The organism is Streptomyces sp. Isolate_45 (genome assembly GCF_024721315.2).
Classification (GTDB): domain Bacteria; phylum Actinomycetota; class Actinomycetes; order Streptomycetales; family Streptomycetaceae; genus Streptomyces.
In genome coordinates this window covers 1-13653 of record NZ_JANFAK020000194.1, presented here as the reverse complement: position 1 = coordinate 13653, position 13653 = coordinate 1, and the positions used below count along the sequence as shown (strand labels likewise).

At 71.7% G+C, this 13653-nt stretch carries 11 protein-coding genes and 1 pseudogene; 5 read left to right on the top strand and 7 right to left on the bottom strand.

Features of this window, described 5'->3' with window-relative positions; genetic code table 11:
* Nucleotides 1-306, bottom strand: a pseudogene (locus NOD94_RS35845) (hypothetical protein); the annotation flags it as partial.
* Nucleotides 303-1289, bottom strand: coding sequence for an ADP-ribosylglycohydrolase family protein (locus NOD94_RS35840; protein ID WP_281210412.1), 987 nt, complete (start codon nt 1287-1289; stop codon nt 303-305). The gene NOD94_RS35840 and the pseudogene NOD94_RS35845, both read right to left, overlap by 4 nt.
* 268 nt (nt 1290-1557) lie before the next feature.
* Here NOD94_RS35840 and NOD94_RS35835 point away from each other — a divergent pair, with 268 nt between their 5' ends.
* The 3 genes from NOD94_RS35835 to NOD94_RS35825 all read left to right on the top strand — a co-directional run bounded on the left by NOD94_RS35835 (nt 1558) and on the right by NOD94_RS35825 (nt 8692).
* A complete protein-coding gene (locus NOD94_RS35835) occupies nt 1558-2289 on the top strand; it encodes a VIT1/CCC1 transporter family protein (RefSeq protein ID WP_281210411.1) in 732 nt (243 codons plus the stop codon).
* A gap of 339 nt (nt 2290-2628) precedes the next feature.
* Nucleotides 2629-7239, top strand: a complete 4611-nt coding sequence (gene gltB, locus NOD94_RS35830) for a glutamate synthase large subunit (RefSeq protein ID WP_281210410.1) — start codon at nt 2629-2631, stop codon at nt 7237-7239.
* Nucleotides 7232-8692, top strand: a complete 1461-nt coding sequence (locus NOD94_RS35825) for a glutamate synthase subunit beta (RefSeq protein WP_281210409.1) — start codon at nt 7232-7234, stop codon at nt 8690-8692. The genes gltB and NOD94_RS35825 overlap by 8 nt, the downstream gene beginning before the upstream one ends.
* Before the next feature lie 132 nt (nt 8693-8824).
* On the opposite strand, the gene NOD94_RS35820 is transcribed toward NOD94_RS35825, so the two are convergent.
* On the bottom strand, nt 8825-9598 hold the full coding sequence (locus NOD94_RS35820; RefSeq protein ID WP_281210408.1) for a GntR family transcriptional regulator: 774 nt from the start codon (nt 9596-9598) through the stop codon (nt 8825-8827).
* A 3-nt stretch (nt 9599-9601) separates the two neighbouring features.
* Nucleotides 9602-10144, bottom strand: a complete 543-nt coding sequence (locus NOD94_RS35815) for a UTRA domain-containing protein (protein WP_281210407.1) — start codon at nt 10142-10144, stop codon at nt 9602-9604.
* Nucleotides 10145-10291: 147 nt separating this feature from the next.
* Here NOD94_RS35815 and NOD94_RS35810 point away from each other — a divergent pair, with 147 nt between their 5' ends.
* Nucleotides 10292-10681 carry an ATP-binding protein gene (locus NOD94_RS35810; protein ID WP_281210406.1) on the top strand — a complete coding sequence of 130 codons (390 nt, stop codon included), beginning with the start codon at nt 10292-10294 and terminating at the stop codon, nt 10679-10681.
* Between the two features lie 69 nt (nt 10682-10750).
* Here the strand turns inward: NOD94_RS35810 and NOD94_RS35805 are convergent, their stop codons facing one another.
* Nucleotides 10751-11182 (bottom strand): hypothetical protein, encoded by a 432-nt coding sequence (locus tag NOD94_RS35805; protein WP_281210405.1) that lies wholly within the window; start codon nt 11180-11182, stop codon nt 10751-10753.
* Between the two features lie 42 nt (nt 11183-11224).
* Nucleotides 11225-12238, bottom strand: coding sequence for a helix-turn-helix domain-containing protein (locus NOD94_RS35800; protein WP_281210404.1), 1014 nt, complete (start codon nt 12236-12238; stop codon nt 11225-11227).
* Nucleotides 12239-12348: 110 nt separating this feature from the next.
* On the opposite strand from NOD94_RS35800, the gene NOD94_RS35795 reads away from it, so the two are divergent.
* Nucleotides 12349-13293 (top strand): NAD-dependent epimerase/dehydratase family protein, encoded by a 945-nt coding sequence (locus NOD94_RS35795; RefSeq protein WP_281210403.1) that lies wholly within the window; start codon nt 12349-12351, stop codon nt 13291-13293.
* On the opposite strand, the gene NOD94_RS35790 is transcribed toward NOD94_RS35795, so the two are convergent.
* On the bottom strand, nt 13238-13653 hold a 416-nt coding region (locus tag NOD94_RS35790), incomplete at its 5' end, for a helix-turn-helix transcriptional regulator (RefSeq protein WP_281210402.1). The two genes, NOD94_RS35795 and NOD94_RS35790, sit on opposite strands and share 56 nt — an antisense overlap.

Here is a 13653-nt window from a genome sequence, read left to right as displayed (position 1 = left end):
CGCCCGCTCGGCGACCACGAGCCGCCCGCCGCCCCCGCCGGGTTCGGGCCGCACCTCCGCCCGCGCCGCGGCTGCGACAGGGCTGCCGGAGGTGGCCGTCGCGCCCGGGGTGGTGCGTAGGGGCGGTGCTGCCGTCGTGCCGGCGGTGGCCGGGCCGGACGGGTTCGTGCCCGGGGCGTTACGTACGGTCCGGGAGCCCGGGGCGGTGACCGTCGTGCCCGGGGCGTTCGGTTCGGTCGGGGAGGCCGGGCCCTGCGGTTCGGCCGTCGGGCCCGGGGTGGCCGGGGTGTACGGGGGCGGGGTCATCGGGGGGTCTCGTATTCGGGGGTGAGGAGGTCCGCGATGTCCAGGACGTGGTAGCCCCGCATCGAGGGGAGGCAGCTGCCGCGCACCGGGCCGATGACCGACGCCCAGTCGGCGGGGATCGCCGCGACGCCGGCCATGGCGCCGGACAGGGCGCCCGCGACCGCGGCGGTGGTGTCGGCGTCCCGGCCCATGTTGACGGCGGTCAGGACGGAGTCCGCGAACTCGCCCCGGCACGCCGCGAACGCGCCGAACGCCAGGCCCACCGCCTCCGGTGCCAGGTCCGTCCACGGGTACCCGCCGATCACGACCGCCGAGCGGACCGCCCGTTCGCCGCGCGGGGCGGCGGTGACGGCGCGGCGCAGGGACCGGGCGGTCCAGGAGTCGGACGGGATCACGGACAGGGCCGCCGAGACGACGGAGGCGGGGGAGCCGCCCGCCATCGCGGCGGCGACGCCCGCCGCGACGGCCTGGCCGCCGTAGATGCCCTCGCCGTCGTGGCTGACCGTGCCGTCGATGGCGACGAGCCGGGCCGCCTCGGCGGGCCGGCCCGCCGCGAACACCCCGAAGGGGGCGGCCCGCATGGCCAGCCCGTCCGACCAGGCGTGGCGGTGTTGCGCGGAGATCGGCGCGGCCAGGCCCCGGCGGAGGTTCTCCAGGGTGCCCCGTTCGGAGAATCCGGCGCCGCGGAACGGTCCCTCGTCGAGGTCGGCGATCCAGTGGTGCCAGGCCCGTTCGACGTGCGCGACGGTCAGGGCGGAGCCGTGCCGGGCGAGCAGCAGGCCCGAGAAGATGGCGTACTCGGTGTCATCGGTGCCCGCCGGATCGGGCGAGACGAAGCCTTCGATCCGGCCCCACTTCGCCCGGATCTCCGACGGCTTCATGTTCTCGGCGGGGGCGCCCAGCGCGTCACCCACGGCGAGGCCCAGAAGAGCGCCCCTGGCCCGTTCGAGGAGGACCTGCGGATTGCATGCAATCAGCTCCATGGCGCGCCTCTCCACTTGATGGGACTCATGATGAGCCCTTGGGGGATTTGTGCCACGGCATGTGGTTTGTCGGTCGCCGCGAAACACCCCACGAACACCCCCGTCACCCGGTCGCCGAGGGACGAAACCCCAGGTAAGTACGGCCTTCCTTGCTGGCGGACGGCAAAAATCGTGCGTAGTTTCGAGGTGTTCAGGGGGAGTGGCCCCGCGTGGGCCGGGCTCGCGTGGCTTTCGCGTACCCGCTCGCACAAATGGGGAGGAACCACGCATGTCCATCATCGACATCGAAGCACCGCTGCACACCGCCCACCGTGACAACCACACCCACCGGGACGTCAACGGCGGATGGCTGCGGCCGGCCGTGTTCGGCGCGATGGACGGACTGGTCTCCAACCTCGCCCTGATGACCGGCGTGGCCGGCGGCGCCGTCGCCCCGCAGACCGTCGTGATCACCGGACTGGCGGGTCTCGCGGCCGGGGCCTTCTCGATGGCCGCCGGTGAGTACACCTCGGTCGCCTCGCAGCGCGAGCTGGTCCTGGCGGAGCTCGACGTCGAGCGCCAGCAGCTGCGCAAGCACCCCGTCGACGAGATGGAGGAGCTGGCCGAGCTCTACGTCTCGCGCGGGGTCGAGCCCTCGCTGGCCCGCGAGGTCGCCATGCAGCTGTCCCGGGATCCGGAGCAGGCGCTGGAGATCCACGCCCGCGAGGAGCTCGGGATAGACCCCGACGACCTGCCCTCGCCCGCCGTCGCGGCGATCTCGTCGTTCGGTTCGTTCGCGCTCGGCGCCCTGCTTCCCCTACTGCCCTACCTGCTCGGGGCGACCAGCCTGTGGCCCGCGGTGCTGCTGGCGCTGGCCGGGCTCTTCGCCTGCGGCGCGATCGTCTCCCGGGTCACGGCCCGGTCCTGGTGGTACAGCGGCATGCGTCAGCTGGTCCTGGGTGGCGCGGCCGCGGGTGTGACGTACATCCTGGGCACCTGGATCGGCAGCGCCGTAGGCTAACCGTCGCGGGAGTGAGACACTATGCAGTACGCAACATAAGTAGTTCATTACCCGGTGGTTTCGATTCCGTGTCCACCGGGCATCCCACCTTGGCGCGCGGGCAATGATGCCCGCCTCGCCGGGACCTCCGCCCCGGGTCGTGGCCGCAGAAGCCCTGCGGAAACGGCTGCGGCCTCCGCGAAGGTCCCTCTTCTTCCTGCCTCGTGCGGTGTCCGCATGCTGGAACGCAATATCCGCTTCTCGGGATTGCCGTCATCATGTAACCTGCACGAAATTTCGCAGAGGGCCAACGTCGTCCCTCGGCTATGCACATATGCCACGACGACGACGGGAGAGCCGATGCGTTCCGCATCCACGCACTCCGCGACCGGCCCCAGCACCAACGCCTGGTCGCCCATGGACGGTCGCCCCGCCCAGCAGGGCATGTACGACCCGCGCAACGAGAAGGACGCCTGTGGCGTCGGATTCGTGGCGAACCTCACCGGCGAGGCGACCCACACCCTCGTCGAGCAGGCGCTGACCGTACTGCGGAACCTTGAGCACCGTGGCGCGACCGGCTCCGAGCCGGACTCGGGCGACGGCGCCGGAATCCTCTCCCAGGTCCCCGACGCGTTCCTGCGCGACGTGGCCGGTTTCGACCTTCCCGAGGCCGGCGCGTACGCCGTCGGCATCGCCTTCCTCCCCGCCGACGGCACCGCACAGGCCGTCGCCGTGGAGCAGATCGAGGCCATCGCCGCCCAGGAGAACCTCACGGTCCTCGGCTGGCGCGAGGTCCCGGTCACCCCCGACCTCCTCGGCAACGGCGCCCGCGCCACCATGCCCGCCTTCCGCCAGCTCTTCGTGAGCAACGGGACGACCGGCATCGAGCTGGACCGCAAGGCGTTCGTGCTGCGCAAGCGCGCCGAGCGCGAGGCCGGCGTGTACTTCCCGTCGCTCTCCGCCCGCACCATCGTCTACAAGGGCATGCTGACCACCGGCCAGCTGGAGCCCTTCTTCCCGGACCTCTCCGACCGCCGCTTCGCCTCGGCGCTCGCCCTGGTCCACTCCCGGTTCTCGACGAACACCTTCCCGTCCTGGCCGCTCGCCCACCCGTACCGCTTCGTCGCGCACAACGGCGAGATCAACACGGTCAAGGGCAACCGGAACTGGATGAAGGCCCGCGAGTCCCAGCTGGCCTCCGACGCCTTCGGCGACGGCGCCCTGGACCGCATCTTCCCGATCTGCACCCCGGACGCCTCCGACTCGGCCTCCTTCGACGAGGTCCTGGAGCTGCTCCACCTCGGCGGCCGGTCGCTGCCCCACAGCGTGCTGATGATGATCCCGGAGGCCTGGGAGAACCACACCTCCATGGCCCCGGCCCGCCGCGCGTTCTACCAGTACCACTCCACGCTGATGGAGCCCTGGGACGGCCCGGCCTGCGTCACCTTCACCGACGGCACCCAGGTCGGCGCGGTCCTCGACCGCAACGGTCTGCGCCCCGGCCGCTACTGGGTCACCGACGAGGGCCTCGTCGTCCTCGGCTCCGAGGTCGGCGTCCTCGACATCGACCCGGCCAAGGTCGTCCGCAAGGGCCGCCTGCAGCCCGGCAAGATGTTCCTCGTCGACACCGCCCAGAAGCGGATCATCGAGGACGACGAGATCAAGGACGGGCTCGCCGCCGCCGCTCCGTACGCCGAATGGCTGGAGACCGGCGAGATCGAGCTGACGGACCTGCCCGAGCGCGAGCACATCGTCCACACCCACGCCTCGGTCACCCGCCGCCAGCAGACCTTCGGCTACACCGAGGAAGAACTCCGCGTCATCCTCGCGCCGATGGCCCGCACCGCCGGCGAGCCGCTCGGCTCCATGGGCACGGACTCGCCGATCGCGGCCCTGTCCGAGCGCCCCCGGCTGCTCTTCGACTACTTCACGCAGCTCTTCGCGCAGGTCACCAACCCGCCGCTGGACGCCATCCGCGAGGAGCTCGTCACCTCGCTGCTGTCCTCGCTGGGCCCGGCCGGCAACCTGCTGGATCCGAATGCCGCGTCCTGTCGCAGCGTCACCCTGCCGTTCCCCGTCATCGACAACGACGAGCTGGCCAAGCTCATCCACGTCAACGCCGACGGCGACATGCCCGGCATGAAGGCCGCCACGCTCTCCGGCCTCTACCGGGTCTCCGGCGGCGGCGAGGCCCTGGCCGCCCGGATCGCCGAGATCCGCGGCGAGGCCGACGCGGCCATCGAGGCCGGCGCCCGCCTGATCGTCCTCTCGGACCGTCACTCGGACGCCGAGCACGCGCCGATCCCGTCGCTGCTGCTCACCTCCGCCGTGCACCACCACCTCATCGCCACCAAGCAGCGCACCCAGGTGGGCCTGCTGGTCGAGGCCGGTGACGTCCGCGAGGTCCACCACGTCGCCCTGCTCATCGGCTACGGCGCCGCCGCGGTCAACCCGTACCTCGCCATGGAGTCCGTCGAGGACCTCCTGCGCGCCGGTACCTTCCTGACCGGCCTGGAGCCGGAGCAGGCCATCAAGAACCTGATCTACGCGCTCGGCAAGGGCGTCCTGAAGGTCATGTCGAAGATGGGCATCTCCACCGTCGCCTCCTACCGCGGCGCCCAGGTCTTCGAGGCCGTCGGCCTGAACGAGGAGTTCGTCGGCGCCTACTTCAACGGCACCGCCACCAAGATCGGCGGCGCCGGCCTGGACGTCATCGCCAAGGAGGTGGCCGCCCGCCACGCCAAGGCGTACCCGGCCTCCGGCATCGCGGCCACGCACCGCGCGCTGGAGATCGGCGGCGAGTACCAGTGGCGCCGCGAGGGCGAGCCGCACCTGTTCGACCCGGAGACGGTCTTCCGCCTCCAGCACGCCACCCGCAACCGCCGGTACGACATCTTCCGGCAGTACACGGACCGCGTGAACGAGCAGTCCGAGCGCCTCATGACGCTCCGCGGCCTGTTCGGCTTCAAGGACGCCGAAGGGGGTGGCCGCCCGTCGATCTCCATCGACGAGGTCGAGTCGGTCTCCGAGATCGTCAAGCGCTTCTCCACCGGCGCCATGTCGTACGGCTCCATCTCCAAGGAGGCGCACGAGACCCTCGCCATCGCCATGAACCAGTTGGGCGGCAAGTCCAACACCGGTGAGGGCGGCGAGGACCCGGACCGCCTGTACGACCCGGCGCGGCGCTCCTCCATCAAGCAGGTCGCCTCCGGCCGCTTCGGTGTGACCTCCGAGTACCTGGTCAACGCGGACGACATCCAGATCAAGATGGCGCAGGGCGCCAAGCCCGGCGAGGGCGGCCAGCTGCCCGGCCACAAGGTGTACCCGTGGGTCGCCAAGACCCGCCACTCCACCCCGGGCGTCGGCCTGATCTCCCCGCCGCCGCACCACGACATCTACTCCATCGAGGACCTCGCCCAGCTGATCCACGACCTCAAGAACGCCAACCCGGTCGCCCGCATCCACGTGAAGCTGGTTTCCGAGGTCGGCGTCGGCACGGTCGCCGCGGGTGTCTCCAAGGCGCACGCGGACGTGGTCCTGATCTCCGGCCACGACGGCGGTACGGGTGCCTCCCCGCTCACCTCGCTGAAGCACGCGGGCGGACCCTGGGAGCTCGGCCTCGCCGAGACCCAGCAGACGCTGCTGCTCAACGGGCTGCGCGACCGCATCGTGGTCCAGACGGACGGCCAGCTCAAGACCGGCCGTGACGTCGTCATCGCCGCGCTGCTCGGCGCCGAGGAGTTCGGTTTCGCGACCGCGCCGCTCGTCGTCTCCGGCTGCGTCATGATGCGCGTCTGCCACCTGGACACCTGCCCCGTCGGCATCGCCACCCAGAACCCGGTCCTGCGCGAGCGCTTCTCCGGCAAGCCGGAGTTCGTCGTCAACTTCTTCGAGTTCATCGCGGAGGAGGTGCGCGAGATCCTCGCCGAGCTGGGCTTCCGCACCATCGAGGAGGCCGTCGGCCACGCCGAGCTCCTCGACACCAGCAAGGCCGTCACGCACTGGAAGGCGCAGGGCCTCGACCTGGAGCCCCTCTTCTACGTGCCCGAGCTGCCCGAGGGCGCGGTCCGCCACGCCCTCATCGAGCAGGACCACGGTCTGGAGAAGGCCCTCGACAACGAGCTGATCAAGCTCGCCGCCGACGCGCTGAACGCCGCGACGGCCGAGGACGCCCAGCCGGTCCGCGCCCAGGTCGCGATCCGCAACATCAACCGGACCGTCGGCACGATGCTCGGCCACGAGGTCACCAAGAGGTTCGGCGGTGCGGGCCTGCCCGACAACACCATCGACCTGACCTTCACCGGCAGCGCCGGCCAGTCCTTCGGCGCCTTCCTGCCGAAGGGCGTCACGCTCCGCCTGGAGGGCGACGCCAACGACTACGTCGGCAAGGGCCTCTCCGGCGGCCGCGTCGTCGTCCGTCCGGACCGCGGCGCCGACCACCTCGCCGAGTACTCCACCATCGCCGGCAACACCATCGGCTACGGAGCCACCGGCGGCGAGATGTTCCTCCGCGGCCGCACCGGCGAACGCTTCTGCGTCCGCAACTCCGGCGCCCTGGTCGTCTCGGAGGGCGTGGGCGACCACGGCTGCGAGTACATGACCGGCGGCCAGGCCGTCGTCCTCGGCGAGACCGGCCGCAACTTCGCGGCCGGCATGTCGGGCGGCACCGCCTACGTCATCGACCTCGACCCGAACAACGTCAACGTCGGCAACACGGGCGCGGTCGAGACCGAGCTCTCCGACACCGACAAGCAGTGGCTGCACGATGTGGTGCGCCGCCACGAGGAGGAGACCGGCTCGACCGTCGCCGCGAAGCTCCTCGCCGACTGGTCCGCCTCGGTGGACCGGTTCAGCAAGATCATCCCGACCACGTACAAGGCAGTGCTCGCCGCCAAGGACGCCGCCGAGCTGGCCGGACTCTCGGAATCCGAGACCACGGAGAAGATGATGGAGGCGGCGACCCATGGCTGACCCGAAGGGCTTCCTCACCACCGGGCGCGAGACCGCCTGTTCCCGTCCCGTGGCTGACCGCCTCAAGGACTGGAACGAGGTCTACGTCCCGGGCTCGCTGCTCCCGATCATCAGCAAGCAGGCCGGCCGCTGCATGGACTGCGGCATCCCGTTCTGCCACAACGGCTGCCCGCTCGGGAACCTGATCCCGGAGTGGAACGACTTCGCGTACCGCGAGGACTGGACCGCCGCGTCGGAGCGCCTGCACGCGACGAACAACTTCCCGGAGTTCACGGGCCGCCTGTGCCCCGCTCCGTGCGAGTCGGCGTGCGTGCTCGGCATCAACCAGCCGGCCGTCACGATCAAGAACGTCGAAGTCTCGATCGTCGACAAGGCCTGGGACAGCGGCCACGTCACCCCGCAGCCCCCGGAACGGCTGTCCGGCAAGACCGCGGCCGTCATCGGCTCGGGTCCGGCCGGTCTGGCCGCCGCCCAGCAGCTGACCCGGGCCGGCCACACGGTGGTCGTGTACGAGCGGGCCGACCGCATCGGCGGCCTGCTGCGGTACGGCATCCCCGAGTTCAAGATGGAGAAGGTGCACATCAACCGCCGCATCGAGCAGATGCGTGCGGAGGGCACCAAGTTCCGTACGGGCATCGAGGTCGGCCGGGACATCACGGCCACCGACCTGCGCAAGCGGTTCGACGCGGTCGTCATCGCGGCGGGCGCCACCGTCTCCCGCGACCTGCCGGTCCCGGGACGCGAGCTGAGCGGCATCCACTTCGCGATGGAGTACCTGCCCCTGGCCAACAAGGTCCAGGAGGGCGACTTCATGGCCCCGCCGATCACGGCCGAGGGCAAGGACGTCGTCGTGATCGGTGGCGGTGACACCGGCGCGGACTGCGTGGGCACCGCCCACCGCCAGGGCGCGGCCTCGGTCACGCAGCTGGAGATCATGCCGAAGCCCGGCGAGGACCGGAACGCCAACCAGCCCTGGCCGACGTTCCCCATGCTGTACAAGGTCACCTCGGCCCACGAGGAGGGCGGCGAGCGGGTCTACTCCGTCTCCACCACCCACTTCGAGGGCGACGAGAACGGCCACGTCAAGGCCCTGCACCTGGTCGAGGTCGAGTTCGTCGACGGCAAGCTCGTCCAGAAGCCCGGTACCGAGCGCGTCCTCCCCGCGCAGCTGGTCACCCTGGCGATGGGCTTCACGGGCACCGACCAGGAGAACGGGCTGGTCCAGCAGTTCGGTCTGGCGCTGGACGCGCGCGGCAACATCGAGCGCGACGCCTCCTACACGACCAACATCGACGGCGTCTTCGTCGCCGGTGACGCGGGTCGCGGCCAGTCGCTCATCGTGTGGGCCATCGCGGAGGGCCGCTCGGCCGCCCGCGGCGTCGACCGCTTCCTGACCGGCACCAGCGCCCTCCCGTACCCGGTCAAGCCGACGGACCGCTCCCTGATGGTGTAACGCCTCCCGCGGTACCCCCGCCCTCCGGGGCGGGACCCCTCATACGGCCCGTACAACGAAGTGCGGAACCCCGACACGGCGCCCGTCATGTCCCCGACCAGGGATGACGGGCGCCGTGGCGTTCGGGGCCGGTCATTCGGGATCGAACTCGTACCGCAGCTCGTAGAGGTGCCCGGCCTTCACCATCACCGTGACCTCGATGGGCCGCTCCCCGTCCCCGTACACCGTACGAAGGGTGCGCAGGACGGGAAGGTCACCGGGCAGCCGGAGGGCGGCGTACTGCTCCTGCGTCGCGACCCTGGCGGAGATCCGGTCGACGATGTGACGGGGTGGGAATCCCAATTCCGCGAGGAGCGTCGGCGTGCCTCCTCGGATCCTGCGCGGTTCGGCCAGCGCAGTGCCGTGGGCGATGTCCGGCGGGTAGTACGAACTCACCAGCTCCGCAGGCTCGTCGTCGATGCGGATCAGCAGGCGGCGGCACACGGCCGGACTGCCCTCAGGGCATCCGAGGGCGCCGGCGACATCACCGGTGGCGCCCACCACTTCGACCGCGAGCAGGGTGCTGTGCGCGGCCGAACGTGGCTCGGAGAGCTCGGCGAGCCATGGGTATGCCTCCCCGGCCACCGCCCGTGTGTGAGACTTCGCGGGCCGGAGGGTTCGTTGCCGGTTCTCCCGTACCGTGACGGCGGCTCCCGCGCGGCCGATGGCGAGTCCTTCGTCCTTCAGGAGCTGAACGGCCTTCTGGATCGTGGCGTTGGAGGCGTCGAACCGGGCCTTCAACTGTACGGTCGAGGGCAGCTTCGCTCCCGGCGCGAGACTGCCGCTCATGATTTCATCGCGGAGGTCGGCGGCGATGCGGGCGTGGAGCGGCCGTGGATCGAGTGCTTCGGCTTCGGAGTTGGGCAAGGGTCAACCGATCCTGATCTCGTACCGCAGTTGCTGACGGGCGGCCGGCATGACCATCACGTCCGCCTGGATCGGGCGGTCTGCCGCGTCGTAGGTGGCGCGGGTGAGTTGGAGCACCGGTTCGCCGGAACCGAGGCGGAGCTGCTCGCTCTCCTCGGCGCGCGGCATCCTTGCCGTCACGTTCTCGACGACCCGTACGCCGACGTGGCCCAGGGCGGCGAGCAGGGTCACGGCGCCGCCGCGGATCCTTCCCGTGGCGGCCAGTGCCGTGCCCGACGCGATGGCCTCCGGGTAGTACGTGTCCGTCAACTCGGTCGGTACGCCGTCGAGTTCGATGATTCGGCGGCGCACGACGACGGTATCCCCCTCTGTCAGTCCGAGGAGGAAAGCCGCGGCCTCGGGCGCCGAGATCCTTCCGGCCTGGACGATGCGCTGGCTCCCGGTGCGGCCCGCCGCACCGGCCTCTTCGGTCCATGCGTCGGTGGCGCCGGATGGGCGCGGAGTCAGGTACGGCATCGAGGTGCTGGTCCACTCACTGCCGCTCACGATGCCTCCTGGATGTGGTGCGTGCTCCAACCCCCCACGGTATGCGACGCCATGGAGTGAACCCACCGTGGCAAACCTTGCTGCTTTTCGCGAATAGCAATACGTTCGGTGTGGTTCTGGAAGCACAGAGTGAAGGTGGGTGGGGCTGTGTCCTTGTCCCGGCAGCAGCGTTTTCCTCGCGCTCGCGCCTCGGTGCGTGCGGCCCGGCAGTTCGTCGGGGACACGCTCGCCGAGTGGGGTGTGTCCGAGCGGCGGGACGATATGCGGCTCTGTGTTTCGGAGCTCGCTTCGAACGCCGTTTTGCACGGGGTGCCATGGGGGCGTGAGTTCTCCGTGCGCGTCACCCGGGAGGCAGGGGTTCTGTGGATCGAGGTGCGCGACAGCGGGTCGGGCTGCCCGACCGTGCAACACGCTGAACCCGGCGCCGAGCGGGGCCGGGGGCTCTGGCTTGTGACCGCGCTCGCGGACGAGTTCGAAATCCGCGACGACCGGGTCGGCAAATCGGCGTGGGCGGGATTCAAGGTGGTGGAAGCATGAGCTGAGCGGTCGGTGGCCCGGTCGCCCGCCACCTCCCCGCATCGAGGGGGCGGGCGCCTCTCGGTTCGGCTACTCCGGCTGGACCACGGTGGCGCCCCAGCGTATGGACGGGGACGAGGCGCTCACCTCGGCGACGAAGCCGCCCTTCAGACCGGTGCCGAGGGGAACGGTGACGCGGGCCGGGGTTCCCGACGGGCAGTCCAGGGTGAAGGGCGCCGGGTTGCGGTCGGGGTGGTTCTCGAGGCGGAACGTGACCTCGATGCTGCCGCCGCCCTCGCAGGCGAACGTCGTGAAGCTGTCCAGCCACGGCGCCAGCCCGCCCGAGACGAAGCCGCCGTCACCGATCTGTTCCTGGACCCAGATCAGGCCGTCCGGCCCCGGATAACCGATGAGTTCCTCGTCCGCGTGGGACTGGCCCGCCCCGAGCGTCATCGCCAGAGCCGCGCCGGCGGCCGCGAGCGTGACGGCCCCGCGGCCCCTGAACGCGTGCGTGTGCTTCATGTTTCCCCCGTTGGTTCGCGAACGTGTTCGACGTACACCACGCTAACCGCCGCCACCGACAACGCCCTTGGAGCCCGACGGAAGCAGCCCCCCGCCGCGCCCCGCGCGGTGGACCGCCCGGTAGGCGGTCGGGGTCAGCGAGGTGCTGCGCCGGAAGTGGGTGCGCAGGGAGTCCGCCGTGCCCAGGCCGCTGCGGGCGGCGACCTGCTCCATCGGGAGGGTCGTCGTCTCCAGGATCTCGCGGGCCCGGTCCAGGCGCCGGTGCAGCAGCCACTGGAGGGGGCTCAGGCCCGTCTCGGAACGGAAGCGCCGGGTCAGCGTGCGCACGCTCGTGCCCGCGTGCCGGGCCAGGTCCGCCAGGGTGGTCGGCTCGTCCAGCCGGGCCAGGGCCCAGGCGCGGGTGGCGGCGAGCCGGGCGCCGCGTTCGGGCGGCAGCGGGGTCTCGATGAACTGGGCCTGGCCGCCCGGCCGGACCGGCGCCGCCACCACCAGGCGCGCGGTGGCGTTCGCGACCGCCGCCCCGTGGTCACGACCCACCATGTGCAGGCACAGGTCGATCCCGGCCGACAGCCCCGCCGAGGTCAGCACGCCCCGGTCCTCGACGAACAACACGTCCGGCACGAGCGCGATCCCGGGGAACCGGCGGCGGAACTCCTCCGACATGTACCAGAACGTCGTGGCCCGCCGCCCGTCCAACAGTCCCGCCTGAGCGAGGACGAACGCGCCCGTGCAGATCGAGGCGACCCGCGCGCCCCTGGCGGCCGCCGCACGCAGCGCGTCCAGCACCCGAGGATCGGTACTGACACGATCACCCGTCCCCGTCACCATCACGGTGTCCGCCGCCCCGGTCGCCTCCAGCCCGTGCGCGAGCAGGAGGTCCATCCCGCCCGACGTCGCCACCACGCCCGGATCGGCCGTGCAGATCGTCACCTCGTACGCCGGCCGCTCCCCGACGAGCGCCGCCCCGAAGACAAGCCCCGGGATCGACAGGTCGAACGTCGTCACGGGCGGGGCCGCGACGACCGCGACGCGGTGCGGGCGGGGGAACGCGGACATGGCTCGAACCTCCGGACTCTTGGCATTGCGGCCACTACCCTACGCTCCCGCTCCCGACGATGGTTGATCCACATCACGCGAACTCGCCCTCCCCGTAAGGAAGTACGGCCATGTCCCTGCACGTCGTCACCGGCGCCGGAGCGATCGGCACCGCCACCGCGCGCCTCCTCGCCGAAGCCGGAGAACACGTCCGCGTCATCACCCGCAGCGGCGGCGGACCCGAGCACCCGCTCGTCGAACGGATCGCCGCCGACGTCACCGACACGGAGCGGCTGACCGCTCTGTTGCGCGACGCCGACACCCTCTACAACGCCGCCGCCCCCGCCTACCAGCACTGGCGGACCGACTTCCCGCCGCTGGCCGCCTCCCTCCTCGACGCGGCCGCCCGCTCCGGCACCGACTACGTGATGCTCGGCAACCTCTACGGGTACGGCCCGGCGGACGGCCCGCTGACCCCCGGGCAGCCCATGCGGCCGAACTCCGACAAGGGCCGGGTCCGCGCCGCCATCTGGGAGGAGGCCCTCGCCGCGCACCGGGCGGGCCGGGTCCGGGCCGCCGAGGTCCGGGCGAGCGACTTCCTCGGCGCCCGCGTCCTCGGCCTCTTCCCGCTGATGGCCGTACCCGCCGTACTGGCCGGCGAGGAGGCCGTCCTGCCCGTCGCCCTGGACGCCCCCCACGCCTGGTCCTACGCCGACGACGTCGCCCGGACCCTGATCGCCGTCGGCGCCCGCGATGACGGCTGGGGCCGCGCCTGGCACGTGCCGTCCACCTCCGAACTACCCCCGCGGGAGCTGCTGTCGGCCCTCGCCGAGACCGCCGGAGCACCGACGCCCCGACTCAGGACCATGACCCCGCGCGAGCTCGCCGAAGCCGTCGAGGCGGACGCGCTCATGGCCGAGATCCCGGAGATGGCCTACCAGTACGCGCGGCCGCTCCTCGTCGACGCCTCCGACACCGAACGGCTGCTCGGCGTACGGGCCACCGGGCTGGACCGGGTGTTCACGGAGTTGGTGCCGACCGGGCGGCCAGCGCGGCCAGCGCGGACCGCGTCGTGACGCCCGTCTTGCGGTAGATGTGCGCGAGGTGGGTGTCGACCGTGCGCGGGCTCAGGTAGAGGCGCGCGGCGATGGCCGGAGTCGTCAGGCCCTCCGTCACCAGGGCGGCGATCTGCCGCTCCCTCGGCGTGAGCCGGGGGAGCGGCGCTACCGGCGCTACCGGCGGGGCCGGGGCGGTCGGATCCGGCGGCGGGAACAGGTCCGCCAGACCCGTCAGGAGGCGGGCCCCGCCCGCCTCCGCCAGCCCGCGACCGCGCCGCCACAGGGCCGCCGCCGATACCGGGTCACCGGCCAGGCCCGTCAGCGTGGCACCCGTCAGCAGGGCCTGCGCCTCCCACAGGGTCGCGCCCGCGCGCGCCG